This window comes from Permianibacter aggregans, from assembly GCF_009756665.1.
In the GTDB taxonomy this organism is placed as follows: domain Bacteria; phylum Pseudomonadota; class Gammaproteobacteria; order Enterobacterales; family Permianibacteraceae; genus Permianibacter; species Permianibacter aggregans.
Genome location: NZ_CP037953.1, coordinates 471,488 through 497,756 on the forward strand (window position 1 = coordinate 471,488; position 26,269 = coordinate 497,756).

Here is a 26,269-nt window from a genome sequence, read left to right on the forward strand (position 1 = left end):
GCCATTCCAGCCTGCCCAAGAGGCCCGCTGGTGGCTCGTCAACAGCACTCAATCGGCCTCTTCCATCCAGGCCAGTTGAATCGCTTCCAGAATCTTTTCACCGCTGCGAGCCGGGTCGTCGGCAAATTCCGGCAGCGCCAGCACCCAGTTACGCAGGTCGACGAAATTGACGTAGCGCGGGTCCACGTCCGGGTGGGCTTCCTGCAGCGCGATGGCAATATCCAGCACGTCAGTCCATTTCAGCTTCATCAGTGTCGCTCCGACGCCAGATTGATGGTGTACTTCGGAATCTCGACAACCAGGTCCTTGTCGGCAACCTTGGCTTGGCAGCTGAGCCGGCTGGTTGGAGTCAGGCCCCAGGCCTTGTCGAGCATGTCGTCTTCATCTTCGTCGCTGGGCTCCAGGCTATTGAAGCCCTCCTTGATCACAACATGGCAGGTCGTGCAGGCACAGGACATCTCGCAGGCGTGGTCGATATCGATGCCGTTTTTCAGCGCCACATCGAGAATGGTTTCATCGGTTGCCGCCTCGACGACTTTGCCGTCCGGACACAGTTCTTCATTCGGTAAAAAGGTAATCTTGGGCATGCTGAACCTTATAGCTTGTCGAGCGTTTTGCCGACCAGGGCATTGGCAATGCTGCGATCCATGCGCAAAGCCGCGAATTTCGCCGATGCGGCGTCAAGTTGTTCGATACCGGTTTTGATTTCGGCCGCGGTACCGCGCTGAATCGTGTGCTCCAGCGTGTTGATCGCGGTATGCAGATCCTGGCGTTCATTATCGGTCAACAGGTGACCATCTGCACGCAAGGCGGCACGCAGCGCGGCAATCACCCGCTCAGCGTCAACCTGGGCTTCGCGCAGCATCCGGGCTTGCATGTCTTCTTCGGCGTGCGCCATTGAGGATTGCAGCATCTCGCGGATGCGCTCTTCGCTCAAACCATAGGACGGTTTGACCTGAATCGCGGCCTGCACGCCGGTGCTCGTCTCCTGGGCGCTGACGCTCAGCAAACCATCGGCGTCGACCTGAAACTCCACCCGGATACGGGCGGCACCAGCCACCATTGCCGGAATGCCCTGCAAGGTAAAACGGGCCAGCGAACGACAGTCCTGGACCAGCTCGCGCTCACCCTGCAGCACATGAACGCTCATTGCCGTTTGACCGTCAGCGTAGGTGGTGAATTCCTGGGCACGTGTCACCGGAATCGTCGTGTTGCGGCTGATGATCTTCTCGACCAGCCCGCCCATCGTTTCAATACCCAGCGACAGCGGAATGACATCGAGCAACAACATATCGCTGTCATTGCGATTACCGATCAGGATATTGGCCTGAATCGCCGCGCCAATCGCAACGACCTTGTCCGGGTCGATGCTGGTCAGCACTTCACGCTGGAAAAACTCGCCAACGGCTTCGCGCACCGCTGGCATTCGCGTTGAACCGCCAACCATGACCACTTGCTGAATATCTTCAATGCTGACTTGCGCATCCCGCAAACAACGACGACAAGCCAGCAAGGTTTTTTTGATCAGGGGCTCGGCGATCTGCTTCAACCGTTCGCGGGTAAGCGTAACTTCTTTTCGGCCCAAGACATTGATCGTAATCTGTTCCTGCGAACTCAAACACTCTTTGACTTCGCGCGCCAGCTGCAACAGCGTACGCAGCGTTTTGCCATCAATGCTTTCTTCAATGTCGGCGTCTCTACGCAAGGCATCGACCAGCAATTGATCGACATCATCGCCGCCCAGTGCGCTATCACCGCCAGTTGCCAGCACTTCGAATACACCTTTCGACAAACGCAGAATGGAGATATCGAAAGTGCCTCCGCCCAAATCATAAACGGCGAATACCCCTTCGGCGCTGCCGCTTTGTTCGATGTCTTTATCGAGGCCGTAAGCGACTGCTGCCGCAGTCGGTTCATTCAACAAACGCAGCACTTTCAAACCGGCAAGACTCGCCGCATCTTTCGTTGCCTGACGCTGGGCGTCATCGAAATAAGCCGGCACGGTAATGACCACGCCTTGCAATTCGCCACCGAGCGCCGCTTCGCCGCGCTTGGCCAGCACCCGCAGAATTTCTGCGGAAATTTCCACGGCGGTTTTCTCACCACCGGCGGTAACAATCGCAGGCAGACCTTCTTCGGTTTGCGCAAACGTCAACGCCTTGTGGCCAGGCAAGCGTTCGATATCTTCGCGACCGCGCCCCATCAAACGCTTGATCGATAAAATCGTATTGCTCGGGTCGCTGGCGGCGCTGTCTCGCACTTCGCGGCCGACTTCGATGCCGGATTCGGCGAAGCGAACCGCTGAAGGCAACAAATGTTCGCCACGGGCATCGGGCAAGGTTTCCGCGAGACCGCTGCGTACGGTGGCGATAAGGGAATTGGTGGTGCCGAGATCAATACCGGCGGCGAGCCGATGCTGATGCGGCGCGCTGCTCATTCCGGGTTCGGCGATTTGCAGTAAGGACATGAAAAGCCTGCTTTTACAATTGATCCATCACAGCGCTGATTGCGCGTTCGGTTTCTTCTCTTAACTTGCGATAGAACATCAGTTTCTGGATTTCGCGCTTGCCATTGACCAGGTGCAATTGGTCGACGTCTGAAAACTCGCGCGCCAGAATTTTTTCTTGGCTCTGCTGTTGTTTGGCAATGCGATCAGCCAGTGCTTCCAGTGCATCCAAGTCATCGGCGTCAGTCGCCTCTTCCAGCTCTTCGCGCAGCTCCAATTGCGCCATCAGAAATTCCGGGTCGGCAATGGTCTGTTCGTCCTGCCATTTGCCGCCAGACAGCTCGAGCAGATAGCGGGCACGTTTAACCGGATCGCGCAAGGTTTGATAGGCATCGTTGATGCGCGCGGCTTCGCTCATCGCCAGCATTTTTTCCCGCTCGCCAGCATGGGCATAACGGTCAGGATGCACCGATTTTTGCAGCTCACGATAACGCCGGGTCAGCTCGTCCTGATCGACCTCAAAGCTGACCGGCAATCCGAATAGGGGGAAATACTGATGAGTGGCGGACACGCGTTAGACCGTGAAGCTTTCGCCACAACCGCATTCGCCTTTGACGTTCGGGTTCTCGAACTTGAACCCTTCGTTCAGGCCTTCCTTGACGAAATCGAGTTGTGTACCGTCAAGAAATACCAGGCTCTTCTTGTCGATGATGACGTTAACGCCACGATCCGTGAAGATCTCGTCGTCATCAGAGACTTCATCGACAAACTCCAGCACGTAGGACAAGCCGGAACAACCGGTGGTTTTTACGCCCAGGCGTACGCCGAAGCCCTTGCCCCGGTTTTGCAAAAACCGGCGCACACGTTCGGCAGCACTTTCCGATAATGTAATGGCCACAGACGACTCGCTCTTAGTTGCTTTGCTGTTCGCGCTTGCGCTTGTAATCGGCAACCGCTGCCTTGATCGCATCTTCGGCCAATACCGAGCAATGGATCTTGACCGGCGGCAAAGCCAGCTCTTGGGCGATATCGGTATTTTTAATTTGAGCCGCTTCGTCCAGCGTCTTGCCTTTGACCCACTCGGTCACCAGCGACGACGACGCAATGGCCGAACCGCAACCATAAGTCTTGAAACGCGCATCCTGGATGCGGCCATCATCACCGACTTTGATCTGCAGCTTCATGACGTCGCCGCAGGCTGGCGCACCAACCATGCCGGTGCCGACATTGTTGTCCGCCTTGTCCAGCGAACCGACGTTGCGCGGATTTTCGTAATGGTCAATGACCTTGTCACTGTATGCCATGATTCACCTCGTCTAATACGGTTTGGTTGGTGGCTTAATGCGCAGCCCACTCAACCTGATTCAAATCAATGCCGTCCTTGTACATTTCCCACAGCGGCGACATTTCGCGCAAACGGGTCACCGCTGAATGCAACTGCTCGGCCGCGTAATCGACTTCTTCTTCGGTAGTGAAGCGGCCAAAGGTAAAACGCAGACTGCTGTGCGCCAGTTCATCGGAACGACCCAAGGCGCGCAGTACATAGGATGGCTCAAGGCTGGCCGAAGTACAGGCCGAACCGGAAGAAACCGCCAGATCTTTCAGCGCCATGATCAGCGATTCGCCCTCAACAAAGTTGAAGCTGACGTTCAGATTGCCCGGCACCCGGTGTACCAAGTCGCCATTGATATGCACTTCTTCCAGGTCGCTGATCTTACTCAGGAAACGCTGACGCAGCGCCAACATGCGCTCGGCTTCGGTCGCCATTTCCAGCTTGGCGATACGATAGGCTTCGCCCATGCCGACGATTTGATGGGTCGGCAAGGTACCGGAACGCATACCTCGCTCATGACCACCGCCATGCATTTGGGCGGCGATACGAACGCGCGGCTTGCGACGTACGTAGAGTGCGCCGATGCCTTTCGGGCCGTAAATTTTGTGACTGGTCAGCGAAATCAAATCGACTTTGGTTTTCTGCACATCCAGTGGAATTTTGCCGGCTGACTGCGCCGCATCGGTATGGAACAGAATGCCGCGTTCGCGCGTGATTTCGCCAATCGCATCAATGTCCTGAATGACACCGATCTCATTGTTGACGTGCATGATCGACACCAGAATCGTGTCGTCGCGCAGCGCCGCTTTCAGCTTGTCCAGATCAATCAAGCCGTTGCTTTCCGGCTCGAGATAAGTCACATCAAAACCCTGCCCTTCCAGATAGCGACAGGTATCGAGCACCGCTTTGTGCTCGGTTTTGCAGGTGACGATGTGCTTGCCTTTGTCTTTATAAAACTCGGCAACACCTTTGATCGCCAGGTTATCGGATTCGGTGGCGCCGGAAGTCCAGACGATTTCACGCGGGTCGGCGTTCAACAAATCGGCGACGTGTTGACGAGCTTCTTCGACGGCTTCTTCAGCCTGCCAGCCAAATTTATGTGAACGCGAGGCCGGGTTGCCGAACGTGCCGGTCGGCACCAGATACTGCATCATTTTCTCAGCGACGCGCGGATCGACCGGGCAAGTTGCCGAGTAATCAAAATAAATCGGTAAGTTCATATTGCTGGATACCCTTTGGCTCTCGTCATACGACCGGCACGGATTGCTCCGCGCCTTCATCCACCGCAACAGGGATACGATTTTTCGCGTCCTGACGATCCTGGCGATGGGCAATCTTTTTCACTTCGCGACGCTCAATGACCTGCGCCAGCGAAATGCTGCTCAAGAAATCATGAATCTGTCCGCTCAAGTCTTCCCACAGCTTGTGGGTCAGGCATTCCTCACCGTCCTGGCAGGTGCCTTTGCCGCCACAGCGGGTGGCGTCGATATTCTCGTGCACGGCGTTGATCACTTCGGCTACGGAAATCTCGCCGGCCTCACGACCGAGTCGATAACCGCCACCGGGACCGCGTGAACTGGTCACCAGACCGTCGCGACGCAACTGGGCAAACAACTGCTCCAAGTAGGACAGGCTGATGCCCTGACGGGCGGAAATTTCCGACAGTGCGGTGTGGCCCTTGTCGTAATGCAGAGCCAAATCAAGCATCGCGGTCACGGCGTAACGCCCTTTGGTGCTGAGTTTCATATCGACTAAACCCGAGCTAAACACTCAGGTAATTATACGTAATAACCGAGTAAAACACTAAATTATTTTGCCTGACGGTCATCATAGGTATCAAAACTTGATAAACCTCAATATTTCAGTCAGTTACAGCAGCTTTCCGAGGTTGACAATCAAATGTAGTAGTCGATGCCATCGGCATCCATTTCATCGATCAGCGGCTTGAATAGTGCTTTATCGAGCGGTGGCAAATCGCCTTCATCCTGACACAAGCCCTGCTCGGTCAACGCCCTATCCATCACCTTGATGCGGGCGTCCATCGCGGCGATATGGCGCAGCAAGCCAGCGAGCGCAGGGCTCAACGGATCGCTCATGCCGTCAACACCATAGGGCTTGAACTGGGCTTTTCGGCTTTGCTCGGCACCGACGATTTTGCCGGGAATGCCGACGACGGTGGCGCCGGCCGGCACCTCTTTGACGACGACAGCGTTGGAGCCGACACGGGCGTTATCGCCGACCACAAATCCGCCGAGCACTTTGGCGCCAGCGCCCACGACAACACCTTTGCCGAGCGTCGGATGGCGTTTGCCGTGATCGAGACTGGTGCCACCGAGCGTGACGCCCTGATAAAGTGTGCAGTCATCGCCGACTTCGGCGGTTTCGCCAATGACGACGCCCATACCGTGATCGATCAACACCCGACGGCCGATTTTCGCCGCTGGATGGATTTCAACGCCGGTGAAAAACCGCGCCCAGGTTGATAGCCAACGCGCCAGCCAGCGTAGGTTCCAATGCCACAACCGATGGGTGAAGCAATGCCACCAAATTGCCTGCAAACCTGGGTAATTGGTCAGCACGTCCCAGGCGTTGCGGGCGGCCGGGTCGTGGCTTTTGACATTGCGGATATCTTCGCGGATGCGTTGAAACATGATGCTCCTCGTTTACGCTCAGCGTTCGTCGAGCTTCTCTTCGGTGGCGCGCATGATGCCGCGCAGAATATTGACTTCGCGCAGCGTCGGTTGGGCACGCAAATACAAGCGACGCAGGCGTGAGAACAGTTTTTCCGATGCGGTCGGTTTCAAAAACTCTACTCGCGTTGCCAGCTTGTGCATATGCGAAAAAAGCTCATCCATATGCTCACTGGATGCCGGCAAATCGCGCAAATCCCCCTGATCAACAGGCAGCGGTTCATGGCGCAGAAACGCCATGCGCAGTTCATAAGCGATAATTTGTACGGCGGAACCGAGGTTCAGAGAGCTGTATTCGGGATTGGCCGGGATATAAATCTGTCGGTGGCAGAGCGCCAGCTCTTCATTAAACAGGCCGTGCGCCTCCCGGCCAAACAACAGTGCAGCCGGCAACATTGATGCATTCTTGGCCAAATCCTGGGCCAGTTGATGCGGGTCTTGCACGACGTATTGCAGGCCGCGCATCCGGGCCGAGGTACCGATAACGGTGTGACAACCGGCGACCGCTTCTTCCAAGCTGCTGTGGATTTTCGCCGCTTCGAGGATATCGAGCCCGCCACGCGCTCTGGCCCGCGACTCACCGGTCGGGTCTTCGCAGGGATTGACCAGCCGCAAATCGGTCAGACCCATGGTTTTCATGGCACGGGCGACCGCGCCGATGTTGCCCGGATGCTGGGGATGACTCAAAACGATGCGGATGTTTTCCAAGACGGCGGTGCTGATTGGCTACAGGAAAGGGTGCAAATGATAGCAAACGTGCAAGCGCTTATCCGCCATAAAGCGATTATCCACGCTTAAATCTTTGGCTGAACGTTTCAGGCTTTGCTATCATTCGCCCCCGCTTTTTCCCGCTCTTTTTGACAATACGGTTTCGCCATGCATCCTTTGCTCACGATTGCAACACGTGCGGCTCGTGCCGCCGGTAATAGCCTGCTCCGCTCAATGGAGAATCTCGACAACCTCAAGGCCAATGTCAAAGGACGCAATGACTATGTAACGGCTGCTGACCAGAAAGCCGAACAAATCATCATCGAAACCATCCTGAAGTCCTATCCCGATCACGGTTTTCTCGCCGAAGAAAGTGGCGAGCAACGCGGCGATGCCGAAGTCGTCTGGATCATCGATCCGCTCGACGGCACCAGCAATTACCTGCATGGCCTGCCGCATTTCTGTATTTCCATGGCTGCCCGCATCAAAGGCCGTATCGAACATGGCCTGATTTACGATCCACTGCGTGATGAGTTGTTCACTGCCAGCCGTGGTGGTGGCGCCGCATTGAACGAAAAACGCATTCGCGTTGCCAACAAGCTGCGTTTGGACCAAGCCATGTTGGCAACAGCGCTGCCATTCCACAGTGCCGTACCGCTGGATAAATACCTGACCGAACTGAATAACGTCTACCCGCAATGCAGCGATATTCGCCGGATGGGATCTGCCGCGTTGGATCTGGCTTATGTCGCTGCTGGTCGTTTTGACGGTTACTGGGAATACGGCATCAAACTCTGGGACGTCGCGGCCGGTGCACTGATGGTCCAGGAAGCCGGTGGTATCGTCACCGACATGAGTGGCGGCAGCGACTTTACCGGCAGCAACGGCATCGTCTGCGCCAACCCGAAACTGTTCAAGCAATTGGTGCAGGCGCTGCGCGGGCAAACCGTCAACGTTTAAATGTTTCGATCTTTGTGAACATCAAAACTTCCCTTAATTACCTGAGTAAATATCCCCCGGCAAAGCCGGGGGCTTTAAATTTGTGAGCCGCTCGAAGCGGCTTGTTCGGGGTCGCTAACGCGGCCCCGCGTATTTTCTGCCACCTTGACGGTGGCCTCTCAACTCCACAGCTTCATTTGTTCGAGGCGCTCATCCTCTTTTTCCTGGTTCCGGATGTACTCTCGAATTGTCTCTTCGTCTCGCCCCACTGTCGAAACGAAGTACCCCTCGCCCAAAAGTGTTGACCGATAAAATTTTGCTTTCGTTCTCCATATACTCGCGCTAGATGTATGGCGCTCTTTCCCTTGATAAAACCCACTACCTGCGACACCGCATGTTTCGGTGGTATCGAAATCAGCATATGCACATGATCTGGCATCACATGCCCCTCTTCGATCCGGCATTCCTTCCGCGCGGCCAGTTTATGGAATATCTCTCCGAGATGCGGTCGCAGTTGCTTATACAGCGTCCTTCGACGGCACTTCGGAATAAATACTACATGGTATTTGCACTCCCACTTTGAGTGGCTTAGGCTTTCAAACTCGTCCATTTCGGTTTCTCCGATTCGTGTTGCTTGGCGGCTCACGTTTCGGAGTTTCCGTTATGGACTCCAGTAATTGTCAAACTGCTGCTGCCACCCCGGCAGAGCCGGGGGAACTCCCGTTACGGCTTAGATTCCGTCATTCCCGCGAAAGCGGGAATCCATCCCTGAACAATTGACCACCTCTGGACTCCCGCCTACGCGGGAGTGACGCGTTGACGTTATAACAGTCGCGAAGCTCGAATACTTACGGTCGAATTTCTATCGGTGTGCCGTTCTTGACCAAGCGCCAGATCTCTTCGATTTCGGCGTTCGTCACGGCGATACAACCATCGGTCCAGTCGCGACCAACGAATGCCGACTCCATCCACCCCATACCATTCGGCAAACCATGAATGAAAATATCGCCGCCCGGTGACACACCGCGGGTTTTGGCGTTTTGTTTGTCCACTGCATTCGGGTAGGTGATGTGCAGCGAACGATGGTATCGGCTTTGCGGATTACGAAAATCGATCAAGTAATGGCCTTCCGGAGTCCGTTCATCCCCTTGTTGCTGTTTGTGGCCGATAGGATTGTCGCCCAGTGATATCCGGTATTCGCGTGCTACAGATTCACCAGCCAGTAACTGCATTTTCCTTTCTGACTTCAGCACCAGCACCTTGCTGATCATCGGGTCGTCGGCAAATGGCGCGCTGCTGATCAACAAGCAAACCCATATCAACATACAACGGAAAATCTGCACTGGCTTGCATCCGATTCAACACTCGACATCACACCAGCTTACGCGAAAAAAATATTTCGCCGCCATATGCCAAAGCTTCATTGTCGTCAGACCAGACTCCCCATAGAATCGACGGCCCCTTTCACTCTTCGGAATGGTTTTGCCCAACATGGAAACTTCGCGCCTGAAACGCCTGCCGCCTTATGTATTCAACGTTATTGGCGACCTGAAAATGGCAGCGCGTCGGCGCGGCGATGACATCATCGATTTCAGCATGGGTAACCCGGACGGCGCGACGCCGCCGCATATCGTCGCCAAGCTGGTCGAGACCATTCAAAAACCCAGTACCCATCGCTATTCAGTGTCGAAAGGCATTCCACGTCTGCGCAAAGCGATTACTGACTGGTATCAGCGCCGCTACCAGGTCAGCCTGAATCCGGAAAAAGAAGCGATTGTCACGATAGGCTCGAAAGAAGGCATCGCTCACCTATGTTTGGCGCTGCTCGATCGGGGTGACACGGTGCTGGTGCCGAACCCCTCTTACCCGATTCATATTTACGGTCCGGTGATCGCCGGCGCCGATGTGCGTAGTGTGCCAATGACGGATCCCGAGGCGTTCCCAGCGCAACTCGAAGAAGCGCTGCGTACCCATTACCCGAAACCGAAAATGCTGATTTTGAATTTTCCGGCCAACCCGACGACGGCTTGCGTACCGGACGGTTTTTTCGAACGCATCGTCGCCATTTGCAAAGAGTACAAAGTCTGGCTGGTACACGATTTGGCCTACGCCGATATCGTGTTCGACGGCTACCAAGCGCCGTCGCTGCTGCAGGTCGAAGGCGCCCGCGATATCGCCGTCGAGTTTTTTACCCTGTCGAAAAGTTACAACATGCCCGGCTGGCGCGTTGGCTTTATGTGCGGCAACGAGCAATTGGTGAACGCCCTGGGCCGGATCAAGAGCTACCACGACTACGGCATGTTCACGCCGATTCAAGTGGCCGCGATTCAAGCCCTGGAAGGTCCGCAACAATGCGTCGCGGACATCACTGAGGTGTATCGCAAGCGCCGCGACGTACTCTGCAATGGCCTGAATCAACTCGGCTGGCCGGTGGAAAAACCGAAAGCGACGATGTTTGTCTGGGCAAAGATTCCGGCGCAATGGCAGGAACTTGGCTCGCTAGGTTTCGCAAAACTGTTGCTGGAAAAAGCCAAGGTTGCGGTCAGCCCCGGCATCGGTTTTGGCGAGTATGGCGATCAATACGTGCGTTTTGCGTTAATTGAAAACGAGGAGCGCACCCGACAGGCTCTGCGTGGCATCAAGCAGTTATTTAAACAACCTGCCTGAAACTCACGCCGTCGCACACTCTAACCAAATCAGGTGTGCCATCGCTTGCTCACGGGTGTCGCCACACATCTCCTGACTCGGTTGCAGGCCACGACAAACCGTCGGTCGTTCCGGTTTGCCAAACAATTGGCAATGCAGGGATTCATCGAGTTGCACGCAAGGAACGCCTGCCGGTTTGCCGTTCGGCATGCCGGGAATCGGGCTGCTGATGCTTGGCGCAATACAGCAGGCAGCGCAGCCGCTGCGGCAGGCAAACGACATGGATGGACGAATCCCGATTAGAGGCCGTATAAGCCCGGCCATTCGAAAGACGAATGCGCTATCATACGCCCCCCTTGGCCGAGGACACCGAGAATGACCGATACCACCGCGAAAATCGCCGCCCATTACACCGAAATCCTTGGGCTATTGGGCGAAAACGTCCAGCGCGAAGGCCTGCGCGATACGCCGATGCGCGCTGCCAAGGCCATGCAATTTCTGACCCGTGGTTACAGTCAGTCGCTGGATGAAATCGTCAACAACGCCATTTTCGAATCGGAATCCGATGAAATGGTGATCGTTCAGGACATTGAGCTTTACTCAATGTGCGAGCATCATCTGTTGCCGTTTATCGGCAAGGTGCATGTCGCTTATCTGCCTTCCGGCAAGGTACTGGGCCTGTCGAAAATTGCCCGCATCACCGACATGTTTGCGCGTCGTATGCAAATCCAGGAAACGATGACCAAGCAAATCGCCGAGGCAGTCATGCAGGTGACCAATGCCAAGGGCGTTGCTGTCGTCGTCGAGGCCAAACACCTGTGCATGATGATGCGCGGTGTTGAAAAACAGAACTCGGTGATGACCACCTCGGTAATGCTCGGTTACTTCCGCAAATCGCAAGCGACGCGTAACGAATTCCTGAAACTGATTCGCCGTTAACGCTCTGCTGGCGGCATCGAAACGCCACTGAAATGACGACCGCAACTGTCACCCCGGCCGCCATCGAATTTCTCGATGGCAATATCCCCTACTCTTGTCAATTCCAGGACGTGTATTTCTCCCGCGCTGGCGGCCTCGATGAATCGAACTATATCTATCTGAACGGCAATGGTCTGCCGCAACGTTTCGCCGATTTTCCTGGCGCCGATTTCCAGTTGTTGGAAACCGGCTTTGGCACCGGTTTGAACTTTCTGCTGACAGCCCAAGCTTTTCTCGCGCATGCGCCGAAAGAAAAATGCCTGCGCTATTTTTCCATTGAAGGTTTTCCGCTGACGGCCGCGGATTTGCAGCGCGCACTACATGGCTTTGCGTCCCTGAACGAGTTATCGCAATCGCTCTGCGAACAATACCCACCGCTACTGCGTAACTGGCATAGGCTGACGTTTGCCAATGGCCGCATCGAATTGATTTTGGTGTTCGATGATGTCAACACCGTGTTGCCGCAGTTGCTGAAAAGCCAGTGGCGGTTCGATGCGTTTTATCTCGATGGTTTTGCTCCGGCCCGCAATCCGGAGATGTGGCAAAGCGAATGGCTCAGTCGCCTGAACAAGCTGGCGCGACCGCAAGCAACGCTGGCCAGTTTTACTGCCGTTGGTGAGGTGCGCCGGCAACTGCGGCAGGCCGGGTTTGATATCGAACGTCGCAAAGGCTTTGGCCACAAACGGGAAATGATTGTCGGCCGCTTTCCGCATTCGCCGCGCCCGCGACCATCACCAAGCCTCGACAAACGCGAACCGCTACTGATCCTCGGCAATGGCATTGCTGGCTGCGCGCTGGCTTATCAGCTAAACAAACTCGGCTATCCCGTAATCGTCGCTGCCAATACTGCTGTTGGCGGTACGCTGGCTGAGCACGATTGCGCTGTGGCCGGCCCGCGCTTGAGCAAGGATTTTGATCGCCGCAGTCGTTGGTATCTGAATGGTTTTCTGCAACTGCAAGCGTTTGTCGCCCAGCAGGCGCCTGATACCCTGCTCAGCAAAGGCGTTATCGATCTGATCAGCGATGAGGATTGGGCCGAAACACTGGAGCGGCTTCAGCATTTGGAGCTGCATAACCATCACACCGAAGTGGTTAGTGAAAACCTGTTGCGCCAGTGGACCGGAGCAGAAAGCACACTGCACGGAGTGCTGCAACACTTGGCAATCACTGTCGCACCACAACGTTTATGCCAGTACCTGCTAGCCGACAACAAGATTGAACAGCGCCAGGCGCAATTGAATAACTACCAATGCGACGACCATGGTGTGCAGGCTGAATGGCATGAAGGAAACCTTGAACGTTTTACCGCAGTGATTTTCTGCACTGGCTCAGATAGCGCCAACTGGTTCCCAGAACTGCCGATGAGCCGGGTGCGCGGCCAATATAATCTGGTCCCCGCAACGGAACAATCGCGCGAACTGAAACAGAGTTTGCGTTTCGGTGGTTACCTTTGTCCGGCGATCGAAAACCGACATATTCTCGGCGCCAGTTTTGAGCATGATGCCGATGGGCTGGAATTGGATGCGGCAATTCATCGAGCCAATTGGCGCAAACTGCATAAACGCGTGCCAAGCTTGGCCGCGCCATGGCGCTCGGCTCCCTTGCAAGGGCAAGTCGGATTTCGCTTGGTAACGCCGGATCGGCTACCGATTGTCGGCGCCCATCCAAAGCAGACACGGGTTTATTTGAATTTCGCGCATGGCGCACATGGTTTGATGAGTGCATTCAGCAGCGCTGAACTGCTTGCCGCGCAACTTTCCAACCGTGTGCCGGCGTTGCCGCCGGCACTGATCAAAGCCGTATCGCCGTTACGTTTTCTGAATCCATAACCCAGCCGGATTACAGCGCCGGCAACTGCTCACTGCGATGATTGCTCACCGAGTTATCGCTTTCCGCGTAGGAGCGAAAATCCATCTGGAAATTCAGCAACTGAGCACGGAAATTCAGTCGACTAGCCGTTTCCGACAGGATATTTCTGACCGCTGAGTTGCGCAGCACCGAGATTTGTTCGTTGTCGACTTGACGTTGAACAGTCAGCGCTTGCGATTCAGCGGTGTTGTTGTTTTGTACGGCATCATTGGCTGTAACCGATTGCGCTGCCAGCCCGGTGGCCGCAACGAATACGAATGCACGTAACCAATTACGGTTGGGGTGATTGACAGTACGCATAACCTTCTCCTTGAGTAACAGTAGGACTGTTATTGCAAAGTCGTTGTGACTTGCTTGCTTCCTACGACGCTATTGTGGCAATCAAGGTTTGCGAGTTTATGAAGGAGATACGACGAGTTATGTACGCTAAAGCCGAAACAATTTGTGTATTTGCCGCCGATTCAGGCACTTAGCACGCGGCAAGCGCTTTTGATCTGAAATGATTCGTTGATGGCAGCAATGGTTTTTTACAATTCGGGCTCAAGAAAGCGCGTACAGCGCTTCCGACTCGTAGCCGGTAATGACGCGAATCGGCCCAGCCAGTTCCTGATCCAGCTCGGCGTCGCCGGTATCGAGCAATAACGGCCGGCCTTGCAGGCTCTGCAGTTTGCCAGGGCTGGCGATAACGATGAGGTGATCACGACCAATATGGCGCAGCAAGGCCGGGCTCAGTTGCTGGTTGCCACGACCAAAAACATGGCCCTGACCGCCGATGACCGTAATGATCAACTTCACTGAAGCATGCTGCCTGGCCAGCGTCAACAATTGCTCGGCCGTTGCATCTTTCAACAACTGCTGACCGTTATGCCAAGCATCAACACCGAGCAGACTGGCATCAATGCCGAGCTCGGTTTTCAGTGCCATGCAGGTGCTGCCAGAGCCGATCAGATACAGCGTGTCATCTTCCAGATTTTCCTGCAGGTATTCGACAATATCCTGCACCTGTTGCGGTTCAGCGGCGCGCGCGCTTTCCTTGCTTTGCTGCATCAGCGGACTGGCCGGCACTTTCATGTAACCAAACATCCGCGCCTTGACGTTGCCGGCGCGGTACTGATCTTCATCGAGGTCTTTGACCGCCGCTGAAGCCAGTTCCAGCGCTTTGCCGGTACACAACTCGACAAGGATTTCACCGGCGGCTTTCGGGCTGACAGCGTAAACGGCCGAATGGATTTTGACGCCGGCTGGAATACCGAGCACTGGTTGCTCTTCACCACAAACGGTGTAGACATCACGGGCGGTGCCATCGCCACCAGCAAATAGAATCAAACCTAGCCGATGCTGCATCAGTGCGGAAACAGCCGCTTGCGTATCGCTCGCTTGTGTTTCATCCGTTTCCGTTTGATAAATGACGGTATGGCGAAACCCCAAGCTATGCAGCAGCACTTCACCCATCTGGCCGCCAGCTGTGAAGAAATGTAGTTGCTCGGTGTAGGGCTTCAGCAACTCCAGTGTCGCACGCACACGGGCATTGGCTTTAGGTTCGGCCCCACGGCGCAGCGCCTCGGCACGGATTTCGGCTCCATCACTGCCCTTCAAGGCCACCGCGCCACCGATACCGGCCCAGGGGTTGATGACCAAGCCAAGGTTCAGCATGGCTGCTCCGGTGGCAACACCTCATTGCCGGCTTGAAATCGATTTTTCAGCGCTTGAAAAAAGCGTTGCGAACGCTCCGCGACACCGTCGAGAAAATTGCGTCGGCACTGGACAAAAACGGCTTGTCGGAAACTATCGGAAACGCCGCCTTCGCCGCCGAGGTTGTCAGCCGACAAATGAAACTTCATTCCGGCCGCCAGCGAAAACATCCACTCCAGCGCCTGAGGCTTCACTTCGACTTGTTCGAACAGCCGCTGTTGCTCGGCACTGCGGCCATCCGGTTCATACCAATAGCCGAAATCATGCAGCTTGCGCCGTTCGGCACCGGCAACGCACCAATGGGCAATTTCGTGCAGAGCGCTGGCCGCGTAATCCTCGCGAAAGATAATCCGGGCGGGTTCGATATCCGTGGCCGGCAAGTATTCCGGCTCGGCGCCACCGCCAACCAGAATCGTGTTTTCGCTGTCGGCAAAGGTCTGATTGAACAAAGCAATCAGCGCCTCGGCATCGGCTTTGGCCTCCACAGTATTAACCCCCCCATTTGCAAGGGGCGGCATTGTAGCCGAATGCCGCGGTATAGGCGAAAACCCTGTCTATACTCAGAGGATTACTGTCGAACGATGATCCCAGGTGAGTAGAAAGATTCGAGTACCCAGCAGCCAAGTCGCTATTGGCATGTGCGTAGTAGAACTAGACCGACCTTGGTTGGAAACGCCATTTCTGTTTCAAGGGTTCACGATCAGTTCTTCTGCTGATATCGATGCCGTGCGCAAGTATTGTCAATATGTCTTTATTGACCCTGACCGCAGTCAAAAAACACCCCAGCCCAATAAGCCCGCCCCTGAAAGTAAAGGCGGCCTATTCAAACTGTTTCAGCGAAGCGCAGCACCGGAGCCCAGCGTACCCGTAGAGCAGGAGCGCAAGCAGGCGTGCGAACTCTATCCAAAGCAATCAGCGCTGGTGCGCAATTTCATGGATGAAATACGGCTCGGTCGTGCCATTGACGTCAAAATACTGGAACAGGGTGTCGATGACACCGTGGAAAGCATCTTGCGCAATCCAAACGCCATGCTTTGGCTGGCGCAAATGCGGCAGAAAACCGCTGCGTTGGAGCAGCACGCCATGAACACCTGTATCCTGGCGATTGCCTTCGGACGCTACCTCGGTCTGCCAAAAGAAGAGTTAAAGAAACTGGGGCTTTGCGCGCTGGTACATGACTTCGGCATGGTGAAAGTCCCTGATGCCATAGTCCGAAAAGCTGGCACATTGACCGAGGCGGAAAAACAGGAAATGCAAAAACACACCGAGTACGGGCGTGACTTGTTGATGACGGTCAAGGATCTGTATTTCGGTGCGGTCGATGTCGCGCATACCCACCATGAATGGTTCAATGGCAAGGGTTATCCGCGCGGACTGGATAGCAGCCAACTCTCACCGTTTACCCGAATCATCAGCGTTGTCGATGCCTACGATGACATGATGACCGAGCACAGTTACGCTCCGGCACGCACCGCTTACGAAGCATTGAAAGCTATTCACGAAGGTCGCGGCAGTCAGTTCGACGAAGGGCTAACCCGTTACTTCGTCGAGATGATCGGCGTCTTCCCTGTCGGTAGCCTGGTCGAGCTGAATACCGGTGAAATCGCCATCGTCATCAGCACCGATCGACAACAGCCGATGCGGCCAAAGCTGATCCGGGTGCGTGATTACCGTCGTCAGTCGTGTCGGGAAGAAATCATTGAACTCAGCGCGCTCGACAGCGACAAAATCAAGATCGTGCGCATTTTGCGCAATGGGGACTATGGCCTTGATGCAGTGGCATTGCATAATCGCGCCCTGAATGCTGAATTGCCCTGACGAGTTACATGTCCGATATCTACATCGAAGATTTCAACCGCGATGTCGCGATGATTCTGCATCGCCTGTACAACTTCTTTCCGAAGCCATCGGCGATATACATCGATGAAATCGCCGGTATCGACAACCCGGACGAATTTGGCGTCGCCTCCGAGCGTCACCAACGCTGCATGGGCGCGATGATGTGGTTGGCCGAAGAAGGCATCATCCGCTTTCGCGACACTATCGGCATCGAAGGGCTTGATGCCGCCGTGCTGACCTTGCGTGGATATCGGGTGCTGCATGCTCCCGACATCCACAGCCAGCAACCCATGATGATCTATGCTTTGCGGGAGGCGTTGCGCGAGCGCGACTCCGAGGCCGTCAAGCGCTGCATCAACCGCCTTTTCGAATTGATTCATTAAGCACCCGCTCAACGATGCGACTGGAAATCATGAAAGTCAGCCCGGACCGGCTGGATCCGGAATGCCTGCTGGTCACCCTGCGCCATAGCCCTGGTTGGTGGGCAAGGCTATTTGGCGCGCGCGAAATCGTGGTCACCTACAAAGGCCATACCGAATCCTGGTATGTGCCACCGAGTTTCCGGCCAGCACCGACCGACATCGTCAAATTTCTCAATCGTATCGCTGACAGTCACGAATTCGCTCACTTGCGGCCACAAAAGCGCTATTGAATGTGGTGCAGCGGTTGCAGTCATGCCGGACCGTTATGAATCCCTATCGAAAAATTGTTTAGCATGAGCTTCCCCTGAAATTTTTGGTTGGAACTGATGCAGCTCCATCATTGGCGACGCGCGGTACTAAAAGTCGGCAGCTCGCTGGTCGCCCCGGAAGGTGTGCTGTCGACCCGCTACCGACTTGGTATTGCCCGCTTCATCGCCGAAGCGCGCTTACAGCAACGCGAGATCATTCTGGTTTCCTCCGGCGCCGTCGCCGCTGGACGAACCGTGCTGCCGACGCTGGCCGAACACGGTCGCAAATACCTGAGCGGCAAACAGGCACTGGCCGCCGCAGGTCAGGCGCGTTTGATCATGAGTTGGGCCACGCTGTTTGATTTTCCGGTCGCACAATTGCTGCTGACCGCTGCCGACTTGCAAGATCGCCAGCGATACGTCAATGCCAAGAACACACTACGCGAATTATTGAATGCCGATTGCCTGCCGATCATCAACGAAAACGATTCGATCATCACTGACGAACTGAAAGTCGGCGACAACGACAATCTGGCCGCACACGTTGCCTCGTTGATTGATGCCGATTTGTTGATCATCGGTAGCGATATTGATGGCCTTTATGACAAACATCCGGGCAAGTTTCCCGATGCCAAACGCATCGACTGTGTTGATGTCATTGATGCCAGCATTTATGCGATGGCGGGCGGCGCCGGCACTGTCGCCGGCACCGGCGGCATGCAAACGAAAATCCAGGCCGCCGAACGGGCCATCAAACGCGGCATCACCACGGTGATTGGCTCAGGTCAGAAAACCGAGTTTTTTCATGCGCTGCTTGAGGACCGTTGTTTGGGCACAAGCTTTGTGCCCAAAGGCGACCGGCAAACGGCGCGCAAACACTGGCTGCAACACAACTTGAAATCACAGGGAAAGATCCTGATCGATGCCGGTGCCTTTACCGCGCTACGCGAACGCGGCGCATCACTGCTGCCTTCCGGCATTACCGCCATTGAAGGTGAATTCGAAACCGGCGATGCCGTCGATGTCATTTGGCAAAACGGCGAGCAAAGCCAACTGCTGGGCAAAGGCTTGTCACAATTCGACAGCAGCATGCTGCAACAGATCAAAGGTTTGCGGCGTGACGCCATCGCCGCTATCGCCGGCGTCAATGCCAGCGACGTGGTCATCCATCGTGATGATTTGGTGTTGACCTGATCGTTACCGAAAAAAGGAATCCAAGATGAACGATGTCGAGCGATCACTCAGAGAATGCAAAGCCAGTGCAGAATTCCTGCGCACCACTTCACTGGCGCAGCGTAACGACGCGTTGCAAGCCATGGCGGAAACGCTTGATCAACAGCGGCCAGTATTGCTGGCGGCCAACGCCAAAGACATGCAAGCCGCCAAAGACTTAAGCTCTGCGATGCAGGACCGCCTGCTGCTGAACGATGCCCGCATCGACAGTATGATCAAGGGCTTGCGTGAAATCATTGCATTGCCTGATCCAATTGCTTCGCGCCGGCCATTCTCGCAACCGCCCTCCGGTATTCAGGTGTACAAACAGCGCATTCCGCTCGGCGTCATCCTGATGATTTATGAGGCAAGACCAAACGTTGCTGTCGATGCCGCGGCACTGACACTGAAAGCCGATAATGCTGTGCTGCTGCGTGGCGGTAAGGAGGCCAACCACAGCAATCGCGCCATTCATGAGTTTTGGCAACAAGCGTTAAAAGTCGCGGAAATTCCCGGCGCGGCGATCAGCATTCTGACCGACACCGGCCGCGAGCAAATGCGCGAGTTGCTGCAGCAGGAAGCGTTCATCGATCTGGTCATTCCGCGAGGCGGCCAGGGCTTGATCGAGTTTGTCGCCGAGCACAGCCGGATTCCGGTCATTCGACATTACAAAGGTGTCTGCCACCTGTATGTCGATGCCCAAGCTGATTTGGCGATGGCAGAGCAGTTATTGATTGACGGCAAATGCTCGCGCCCCGGTGTTTGCAATGCGTTGGAAACCTTACTGCTGCATGCTGATATCGCTGAAGATTTTATTCCGCGTTTGCAGCGCATCGCCGAGCGTCAATCACTGCAATTGTTTGCTGAAGCTTACACGGCCAAGAAACTGTTGAAAGCCAATGTCATTGATGAACAGGGTTACGACATCGAGTACCTGGACAAGAAATTATCGATGAAAATCGTCAACAGCTTTCAGGAGGCGCTGGTCCATATTGGCCGGCATGGTTCGCAGCATACCGAGGTGATCTGTACCGAGAATCCGGAAACCGCTGAACACTTCTTGCGCGCCGTTGACGCCAGCGCCGTCATGGTCAATGCGTCTTCTCGTTTCAACGATGGAGGTGAGCTCGGCCTTGGCGCGGAGATTGGTATTGCGACAACGAAGCTGCATGCTTATGGGCCTATGGGTCTGGAGTCACTGACCGCAGAGAAATTTGTTGTGCTCGGTCGTGGTGAGGTGCGCCATCCGCTTTGAGCGTTGTTTACACCGGCTGCGATTTATACCGGCTGCAATTTATTCCGGATCAACGGGCGGCGGTTTCGGCGCTGCCGAATCACCGCGCCGCCAAAGAAAATAGACGATAACAAATGCCAGCGCGCAGACCACGCCGGACATCATGAAGGTGGCGGCGCCACCGCGACCGCTATCCCAGATGGCGCCGGCAATGAAGTTGCCCGCTGCACCACCGACGCCATAAGTCAGCGCGCTGTAAATGGCTTGTGCCCTGCCCCGCTGCTTAGGCGGAAATTTGTTGTGCACAAAATGCATCGCCAGTGTGTGCATCAACGCGAAGGTCACCGCGTGCAGCACTTGCACCAGCAACAACACCGGCAACCAATCACCAAGGGTCGCCAGCATGATCCAGCGCAGCGCGCAGATAATCAGCGCCACGTGCAGAATCAGACCAAAACGCCAGCGTTGAATAATCGACTGGGCAATCATGAACAAACCGATCTCGGCAATAACGCCCAGCGTGATCAACCAGCCACTCTGACTCGGCGTATAGCCAAGCTTGCGCATATACAAGTCAAAGAATGTGTAATATGGCGCGTGGGAAATCGTCACCAGAATCGTGGCGAAAAGGAAAATGATTACCGGTCGCTGCCAGAAATGTTCGCGTAGCCGGTCATGACGCAGCATATTGCGTTCCTGCTGCTCGCTGCGAGGCAGCACCCAGGCGCTGATCAGCAACACCAGCATGAAGGCAATCACCACTGGCTCAACGATCTTGACGCCCCACCACTCGACGCCATAGCCGACACCCACAACGGCCAGCATGTAGCCAATCGAGCCCCAGAGTCGGATGCGGCTGTAATTGCCGCCACCTTTTTCGGTCAAGCTTAACGTCAGGGTTTCGGCTTGCGGCAAAATCGCATTCCAGCACAGCGAATACATCGCCATCGCCAGAATCATCAAAATCGCCGTGCGTGACTCCAAGCCAATGACAACCGCAATCAGCGACATGATGACACCCGACAGCAATACCCGATGACCGGCATGAAAGCGATCAGCAATCGCCGCCCAGCCGTACGGCGCGGCAATCGTCGTCAAGCTGATGACCGAGGCAGTCAGGCCAATCGTGAACGAGTCAAATCCCTGACCGTCGAAATAACGGCTGCGATACGGCACGAAAGCACCGAGCACGGCGAAATAGAAAAAATAGAACTCCGACAGGCGCCGGAATTGACGGGAATCCATATTCGTTTGTTATGCACCAGAATCATTGACCAGTGTAGTCAATGACGCATCGGATTAACGGGCAGGGAAATATTTTTTCAGTTCAGTCGCGGTCAGCAGGAACACACCATCTTCACTGTGCTCGAACTCCAGCCAGGTGAAAGGCACCTGCGGGAACTGCGCAATAACGTGGCGAACACTGTTGCCGACTTCGCAAATCAGCACGCCGTTGTCAGTCAGATGATTAGCAGCCTCACGCAACAAGGTACGCACAAAATCCAGACCATCGTCACCGGAGGCCAGGGCCAATTCCGGCTCGTGTTGATACTCGGCCGGCAGACTGGCCATGTCTTCGGCATCGACGTACGGTGGATTGCAAACAATCAAATCAAAGCGTTCGCCCGCCAGTGCATGCAGACCATCGGACTGCACCAGACTTAGCTGTTCCAGCAAGTGGTAACGCTCAACGTTCAACGCCGCGACATCCAGCGCCTCCGCGGAAATATCGGCTGCAACGATCTCCGCCTCTGGAAAGGCTTCGGCACAGGCAATGCCAATGCAAGCGCTACCACAACACAAATCCAGAATACGATTGACGGGCTGTTGCCCCATCCATGGCTGAAAACGATTCTGAATCAGTTCGGCAATCGGCGAACGCGGAATCAACACCCGCTCATCGACATAGAACTCCAAATCGCAGAAATAGGCTTTGCCGGTGATATACGGCAGCGGCCGGCGTTCATTGATGCGTTGACGCAGGCGCTCAGCCAATAACTCGCGCTCTTCGCGCGTCAACCGGCATTCGCCAATCACCTTGATGTAATCATGTGGCAAATCGAGCGTTTGCATAACCAATGCACCCGCCTCGTCCCAAGCGTTGACGGTGCCATGACCGAAAAACACCTGGTGCCGATTCATTTCACTGGCGGCCCAACGCCACCAGTCCTGCGCGGTCTGCAAATCAGCGATGGCGTGTTGCAGGGTTTCAGGTTTCAGGCTCATGCGGCGCTCCGCTCGGGTTGCATCAATTGACGCATTGCCGTTTCGACTTTATCGCTCAGTTGCTGGCGTTGATCCAGGCTGTACCCGATGGTATCAATCGGTTTGCCGAATACCACGTCGACATGCACACCAAGATTTGGACGGGTTTCACCTTTCGGCAGCACCTTGATGATGTCGCGAATCACCATCGGAATAATGACCGCCTGGGTATCGATGGCCAGATGAAAACAGCCTTTTTTGAACGGCAATAAGCGACCATCTTTGGAACGGGTACCTTCCGGCGACACCCATAGCACAATGCCGCTTTCCATTTTTGCCTTGGCGTTGTGCAGATCTTTTTTTGCCCGTTCGCGGTTATGGCGATCGATAAAAATAAATTCGGCTGCGCGCATCGCCTGACCAAAAATTGGAATATGTGATAATTCTTTCTTGGCCAGCATGCGCATGCTGCCTGGTACGGCCATAAACGACAATGGAATATCGTAGTGGCTGGCATGATTGCACATGACAATATAGCGACGCTGATCGGTGTACTGCGGAATTTCACCAAGCAGCGACCAACGCAGATCAATCAAGCGCAGCAATGCAGCCGACCAGCGACGGCAGGTGTCATCGATGCGTGCTCGAGCATCATCACGATGCACGCTGGTCACGTAAAACGCCACCATGCAGTATTTGAATGTCACCGCTACTGACGCGACATTGATCCAGACCCATTGCAATACATTGGCTTTTTTCATTATTCAGTGCCGATTTTATGGTTGTAGGGTTTTCAATACGTGCCAACCCTGATCACGAGCCACTAACACAGCGGCGCCGGCTGTCGGAAAGCTCCACTGCACCTGTCCCTGACTGAGTAGCAGCAACATATACGAAACAATCGGCATATGGCAGGCAACCAACGTCGTTTTTGCTTCGATGGCTTCCAAATAATCGACCGCAAGCCTTGGGTCGGCTTCGGGGGCAAACAAGGCTTCTTGTTCGATCTCGCTGCTTTTGCCGGTGACCCCGCCGATCAATTCAGCGGTTTGCAGTGCACGCTGATAAGTGCTTGCCAATATTTTGCCTGGCTGCAGATCGAGCGCCAACAATTGCTCAGCAACGGATTGCACTTCGGCAATGCCTTTGCTGGTCAAGCGCCGTGCAGCATCGTCCGTTTGATACGGCTCGGCCTGACCATGTCGCATCAGAATCACTGTGCGCATCAGCGCCCCTTGCCGAGGGCTTTGGCCCGATCGCGCAGCGCCGTCAAATATTGTGGCAACAGGCGCGGACCAAAAGCACTGACGACCATACCTGCGGCGTAGTTGCCAAGCTCTGCAGCCTGTCGGAAATTCCAGCCACGACACAAGCCATACAAAAATGCACCAGCAAACATATCACCAGCACCAAGGGTATCGACAACGTTTACTGGATCGGTTGGCACTTCATAGAGCTTGTTGCCATCCCATGCCAACGCGCCATGTGCACCACGGGTAATGGCAAAACCGACGCTCAGGTCCTTCAAGGCGTCTACAGCCTGAAAGGCATCTTTGGCGCCGGTGAAAGCAATGGCTTCGGCTTCGTTGCAAAACAACATGTCGATACCACCATCGACAAATTCAGCAATGCCATCGCGGAAAAACTTGATCATGTTTGGATCGGACAGCGACACGGCAATTTTGCCACCGGCTTTGCTGACCTGCTTTTTTGCCAGACGCACCGCTTCGCGCGCGCTAGGTGAGCTGGCGAGATAACCTTCGATATACAGATACTGGCTATCAGCCAATGCCTTTTCTTCCAATTCCGTCGGACCAACATCAGCAGTAATGCCGAGAAAAGTATTCATCGTACGATCGGCATCCGGTGTGATCATGACCAGACATTTGCCGGTTTTTCCTTCATCTCTACCATCGTTGGCAAGATTGGTTTGAATATTGTTTTGCCGTAAATCAGCGGTATAAAAATCCCCAGCTTCATCCTGCGCCACTTTGCAGGATAAAAAGGCCTTGCCACCTAGCTGACTGACCGCGATCAGACTGTTGGCTGCTGAACCGCCACAAGCGCGTTTATGTTTTTCGCCTTGCAATTCGCCTACCAGTTCATCGTGACGCGATTCTTCAATCAAGGTCATCACGCCTTTGCTGATACCCAATCGCTCCAGTTCGGCAACCGACACTTCAAATTCATAATCGACCAGCGCGTTGCCGACGGCGTACACATCAATTGCTTTCATATCATGCATTCCATTCATTCAGTGTTCTTTGATAAACCCGATCGCAGCGATCGGTGTGCAAGGCTTGGCAACTCGGCGTAAAGCCGTTCTGCTCATAAAGCCTGATGGCCTCTTTCAATACGCTGGCCGTTTCCAATTGCATTTGCAGATAACCCGCGGTTTTGGCTTGCATCATGATCAGCTGCAGTAAATGCCGGCCAAGACCGAGACCACGCGCGGAGGGTGCCAGATACATTTTGCGCAATTCACAGCGCTGCGCATCCAAGCCGACAAATCCGGCGGTACCGAGCAACTCTTCACCGCGATAAACCACGAAGAATTCGCCACCGGCCTGACGGTAATGTTGATCGACATTGAGCATATCGGCATCAACGCCGTCTAGATCCGGGGTCAAACCGTATTCTTTCAATACCGAGACAATCAACTGTTGGCAGGCTGGCCCATCGGCCTGTTGCCATGGTCGGATCTGCAAATCGGGGAAACGTCCAGACATCGCGCCAACGTCCTGAGCAATAAAGCGTCATTTTACGGCCATCGCCGGCAACTTGCAGTAGTGCATCGCCTAAAACCGGTGATTTCGCGGTAGAAAAAAGGGGAGCCGAGGCTCCCCTTCTGTTGGCGATTTTGGCTTACGGCATTTCCGGCAAATCGGCGCCTTCTTTATCGACAACGGTTGGCAGCAAATCTTCACGGGTGACACCCAGTGCAATCGCCGCTGCGGTCGCGACATAGACCGAGCTGTAGGTACCGAAGATAACACCGCAGAGCATCGCGATAGCAAAGCTGTGAATCATCGCGCCGCCGAGGTAGAACAACGCCAGCAATACGAAAATGGTCGTCAACGACATGACCAGTGTACGTACCAGCATTGAGTTGATAGCGTTGGTCGCTGCTTCCCATGGCGTAGCGTTGCGCAGTTCGACGAAGTTTTCTTTCATCCGGTCAAACACGACGACGGTATCGTTCAGCGAGTAACCGACCACGGTCAGCAATGCCGCCAACACGGTCAAATCGAATTCGATGCGGAAGAACGAGAATATGCCGAGGGTGATCATCACGTCGTGAATCAACGCGATAATGGCCCCAAGCGCGAACTTCCATTCGTAGCGCACACTGATGTAGAGCAGAATGCCAACGAAGGCAATCGCCATCGCCATAAAGCCGCCTTCGATCAAGTCTGCACCGACGCTGGGGCTGACAAATTCGCGGCGCTTCAGCGTTACTTCGGTGCCACCTTCAGTCAGTTTCGCCATGACCCGATCGGCGATTTCTTCGGTTTTTACGCCTTCCTGCAGTGGCACACGAATCGCGACATCCATCGCGGTACCGAACAACTGCACGACAGCGCCTTGGAAACCGGCTTGTTCAACACGTTGACGCACATCGTTGACGTCAGCCTCTTGAACATAGGTCACTTCGATCAACGTACCACCGGTGAAATCAAGGCCCAAATGCAGGCGATTGACCACCAAGGTATAAATGGTCAGCAGCGTCAGCAAGATTGAAACAACAACCGCTGGTTTGACCGCCTTGTCCCACGGGATATGAAATTGCGTATCAGTCGTCATCTTC

31 protein-coding genes and 1 pseudogene are annotated in these 26,269 nt (G+C 54.8%); 9 read left to right on the top strand and 23 right to left on the bottom strand.

What is annotated here, in order from left to right:
- Positions 1–48: 48 nt before the first annotated feature.
- The 10 genes from iscX to E2H98_RS02225 form a co-directional block, all read right to left on the bottom strand.
- A complete protein-coding gene (iscX, locus tag E2H98_RS02180; RefSeq protein ID WP_133592893.1) occupies positions 49–249 on the bottom strand; it encodes a Fe-S cluster assembly protein IscX in 201 nt (66 codons plus the stop codon).
- On the bottom strand, positions 249–587 hold the full coding sequence (gene fdx / locus E2H98_RS02185) for an ISC system 2Fe-2S type ferredoxin (RefSeq protein WP_133592895.1): 339 nt from the start codon (positions 585–587) through the stop codon (positions 249–251). The genes iscX and fdx overlap by 1 nt, the downstream gene beginning before the upstream one ends.
- A gap of 8 nt (positions 588–595) precedes the next feature.
- Positions 596–2,467, bottom strand: coding sequence for a Fe-S protein assembly chaperone HscA (hscA, locus tag E2H98_RS02190; protein ID WP_133592897.1), 1,872 nt, complete (start codon positions 2,465–2,467; stop codon positions 596–598).
- Positions 2,468–2,480: 13 nt separating this feature from the next.
- Positions 2,481–3,017: a Fe-S protein assembly co-chaperone HscB gene (hscB, locus tag E2H98_RS02195; protein ID WP_133592899.1), complete on the bottom strand. Its 537-nt coding sequence runs from the start codon at positions 3,015–3,017 to the stop codon at positions 2,481–2,483.
- Between the two features lie 3 nt (positions 3,018–3,020).
- Positions 3,021–3,344 carry an iron-sulfur cluster assembly protein IscA gene (gene iscA / locus E2H98_RS02200; RefSeq protein ID WP_133592901.1) on the bottom strand — a complete coding sequence of 108 codons (324 nt, stop codon included), beginning with the start codon at positions 3,342–3,344 and terminating at the stop codon, positions 3,021–3,023.
- A gap of 13 nt (positions 3,345–3,357) precedes the next feature.
- Positions 3,358–3,750 carry a Fe-S cluster assembly scaffold IscU gene (iscU, locus tag E2H98_RS02205; RefSeq protein ID WP_133592903.1) on the bottom strand — a complete coding sequence of 131 codons (393 nt, stop codon included), beginning with the start codon at positions 3,748–3,750 and terminating at the stop codon, positions 3,358–3,360.
- Between the two features lie 34 nt (positions 3,751–3,784).
- Complete coding sequence (locus tag E2H98_RS02210) at positions 3,785–4,999, bottom strand: IscS subfamily cysteine desulfurase (RefSeq protein WP_133592905.1); 1,215 nt, start codon at positions 4,997–4,999, stop codon at positions 3,785–3,787.
- A 25-nt stretch (positions 5,000–5,024) separates the two neighbouring features.
- Positions 5,025–5,525, bottom strand: coding sequence for a Fe-S cluster assembly transcription factor (locus tag E2H98_RS02215; protein ID WP_133592907.1), 501 nt, complete (start codon positions 5,523–5,525; stop codon positions 5,025–5,027).
- Positions 5,526–5,674: 149 nt separating this feature from the next.
- Positions 5,675–6,430, bottom strand: coding sequence for a serine O-acetyltransferase (gene cysE / locus E2H98_RS02220; RefSeq protein ID WP_133592909.1), 756 nt, complete (start codon positions 6,428–6,430; stop codon positions 5,675–5,677).
- An 18-nt stretch (positions 6,431–6,448) separates the two neighbouring features.
- A complete protein-coding gene (locus tag E2H98_RS02225; RefSeq protein ID WP_198325213.1) occupies positions 6,449–7,177 on the bottom strand; it encodes an RNA methyltransferase in 729 nt (242 codons plus the stop codon).
- Between the two features lie 168 nt (positions 7,178–7,345).
- On the opposite strand from E2H98_RS02225, the gene E2H98_RS02230 reads away from it, so the two are divergent.
- Positions 7,346–8,137, top strand: coding sequence for an inositol monophosphatase family protein (locus E2H98_RS02230; RefSeq protein ID WP_133592913.1), 792 nt, complete (start codon positions 7,346–7,348; stop codon positions 8,135–8,137).
- A gap of 158 nt (positions 8,138–8,295) precedes the next feature.
- On the opposite strand, the pseudogene tnpA reads toward E2H98_RS02230, so the two are convergent.
- Positions 8,296–8,726, bottom strand: a pseudogene (gene tnpA / locus E2H98_RS02235) (IS200/IS605 family transposase).
- Between the two features lie 238 nt (positions 8,727–8,964).
- Complete coding sequence (locus E2H98_RS02240) at positions 8,965–9,441, bottom strand: L,D-transpeptidase family protein (RefSeq protein ID WP_133587386.1); 477 nt, start codon at positions 9,439–9,441, stop codon at positions 8,965–8,967.
- A gap of 166 nt (positions 9,442–9,607) precedes the next feature.
- On the opposite strand from E2H98_RS02240, the gene alaC reads away from it, so the two are divergent.
- Complete coding sequence (alaC, locus tag E2H98_RS02245; RefSeq protein WP_133587388.1) at positions 9,608–10,783, top strand: alanine transaminase; 1,176 nt, start codon at positions 9,608–9,610, stop codon at positions 10,781–10,783.
- Positions 10,784–10,786: 3 nt separating this feature from the next.
- Here alaC and E2H98_RS02250 read toward each other — a convergent pair whose 3' ends face one another.
- A complete protein-coding gene (locus E2H98_RS02250; protein ID WP_133587390.1) occupies positions 10,787–11,044 on the bottom strand; it encodes a YkgJ family cysteine cluster protein in 258 nt (85 codons plus the stop codon).
- 93 nt (positions 11,045–11,137) lie between these two features.
- Between E2H98_RS02250 and folE the strand changes: the two genes are divergently transcribed.
- Positions 11,138–11,701, top strand: a complete 564-nt coding sequence (gene folE, locus E2H98_RS02255; RefSeq protein WP_133587392.1) for a GTP cyclohydrolase I FolE — start codon at positions 11,138–11,140, stop codon at positions 11,699–11,701.
- 32 nt (positions 11,702–11,733) lie between these two features.
- Entirely contained in the window at positions 11,734–13,569 is a 1,836-nt protein-coding gene (gene mnmD / locus E2H98_RS02260) for a tRNA (5-methylaminomethyl-2-thiouridine)(34)-methyltransferase MnmD (protein ID WP_133587394.1), read from the top strand.
- Between the two features lie 10 nt (positions 13,570–13,579).
- Here the strand turns inward: mnmD and E2H98_RS02265 are convergent, their stop codons facing one another.
- From E2H98_RS02265 to E2H98_RS02275, 3 genes are all read right to left on the bottom strand, one after another.
- Positions 13,580–13,909: a hypothetical protein gene (locus E2H98_RS02265; RefSeq protein ID WP_133587396.1), complete on the bottom strand. Its 330-nt coding sequence runs from the start codon at positions 13,907–13,909 to the stop codon at positions 13,580–13,582.
- 240 nt (positions 13,910–14,149) lie between these two features.
- A complete protein-coding gene (locus E2H98_RS02270) occupies positions 14,150–15,262 on the bottom strand; it encodes an ATP-NAD kinase family protein (protein WP_133587398.1) in 1,113 nt (370 codons plus the stop codon).
- Positions 15,256–15,786, bottom strand: coding sequence for an elongation factor P hydroxylase (locus E2H98_RS02275; protein ID WP_232475450.1), 531 nt, complete (start codon positions 15,784–15,786; stop codon positions 15,256–15,258). The genes E2H98_RS02270 and E2H98_RS02275 overlap by 7 nt, the downstream gene beginning before the upstream one ends.
- Before the next feature lie 106 nt (positions 15,787–15,892).
- Here E2H98_RS02275 and E2H98_RS02280 point away from each other — a divergent pair, with 106 nt between their 5' ends.
- The 5 genes from E2H98_RS02280 (at position 15,893) to E2H98_RS02300 (ending at position 20,277) form a co-directional block, all read left to right on the top strand.
- A complete protein-coding gene (locus E2H98_RS02280) occupies positions 15,893–17,119 on the top strand; it encodes an HD-GYP domain-containing protein (protein ID WP_133587402.1) in 1,227 nt (408 codons plus the stop codon).
- Between the two features lie 8 nt (positions 17,120–17,127).
- Positions 17,128–17,523: a hypothetical protein gene (locus E2H98_RS02285; RefSeq protein WP_133587404.1), complete on the top strand. Its 396-nt coding sequence runs from the start codon at positions 17,128–17,130 to the stop codon at positions 17,521–17,523.
- A gap of 29 nt (positions 17,524–17,552) precedes the next feature.
- On the top strand, positions 17,553–17,792 hold the full coding sequence (locus tag E2H98_RS02290; RefSeq protein WP_133587406.1) for a hypothetical protein: 240 nt from the start codon (positions 17,553–17,555) through the stop codon (positions 17,790–17,792).
- Between the two features lie 96 nt (positions 17,793–17,888).
- Complete coding sequence (proB, locus tag E2H98_RS02295) at positions 17,889–19,004, top strand: glutamate 5-kinase (RefSeq protein ID WP_133587408.1); 1,116 nt, start codon at positions 17,889–17,891, stop codon at positions 19,002–19,004.
- Positions 19,005–19,029: 25 nt separating this feature from the next.
- Positions 19,030–20,277: a glutamate-5-semialdehyde dehydrogenase gene (locus tag E2H98_RS02300; protein WP_133587411.1), complete on the top strand. Its 1,248-nt coding sequence runs from the start codon at positions 19,030–19,032 to the stop codon at positions 20,275–20,277.
- A gap of 39 nt (positions 20,278–20,316) precedes the next feature.
- Here E2H98_RS02300 and E2H98_RS02305 read toward each other — a convergent pair whose 3' ends face one another.
- The 7 genes from E2H98_RS02305 to secF all read right to left on the bottom strand — a co-directional run bounded on the left by E2H98_RS02305 (position 20,317) and on the right by secF (position 26,265).
- Positions 20,317–21,501: an MFS transporter gene (locus E2H98_RS02305; RefSeq protein ID WP_133587413.1), complete on the bottom strand. Its 1,185-nt coding sequence runs from the start codon at positions 21,499–21,501 to the stop codon at positions 20,317–20,319.
- Between the two features lie 54 nt (positions 21,502–21,555).
- Complete coding sequence (gene prmB / locus E2H98_RS02310) at positions 21,556–22,482, bottom strand: 50S ribosomal protein L3 N(5)-glutamine methyltransferase (RefSeq protein WP_133587415.1); 927 nt, start codon at positions 22,480–22,482, stop codon at positions 21,556–21,558.
- Positions 22,479–23,222 carry a lysophospholipid acyltransferase family protein gene (locus E2H98_RS02315; RefSeq protein WP_133587417.1) on the bottom strand — a complete coding sequence of 248 codons (744 nt, stop codon included), beginning with the start codon at positions 23,220–23,222 and terminating at the stop codon, positions 22,479–22,481. The genes prmB and E2H98_RS02315 overlap by 4 nt, the downstream gene beginning before the upstream one ends.
- Positions 23,223–23,237: 15 nt before the next feature.
- Entirely contained in the window at positions 23,238–23,687 is a 450-nt protein-coding gene (locus tag E2H98_RS02320; protein ID WP_133587419.1) for a SixA phosphatase family protein, read from the bottom strand.
- Positions 23,687–24,697, bottom strand: coding sequence for an adenosine kinase (locus E2H98_RS02325; protein WP_133587421.1), 1,011 nt, complete (start codon positions 24,695–24,697; stop codon positions 23,687–23,689). Before E2H98_RS02325 ends, E2H98_RS02320 begins: the two co-directional genes overlap by 1 nt.
- Position 24,698: 1 nt before the next feature.
- Complete coding sequence (locus E2H98_RS02330; RefSeq protein WP_133587423.1) at positions 24,699–25,190, bottom strand: GNAT family N-acetyltransferase; 492 nt, start codon at positions 25,188–25,190, stop codon at positions 24,699–24,701.
- Positions 25,191–25,326: 136 nt separating this feature from the next.
- Positions 25,327–26,265, bottom strand: coding sequence for a protein translocase subunit SecF (secF, locus tag E2H98_RS02335; RefSeq protein ID WP_133587425.1), 939 nt, complete (start codon positions 26,263–26,265; stop codon positions 25,327–25,329).
- Positions 26,266–26,269: the final 4 nt, after the last annotated feature.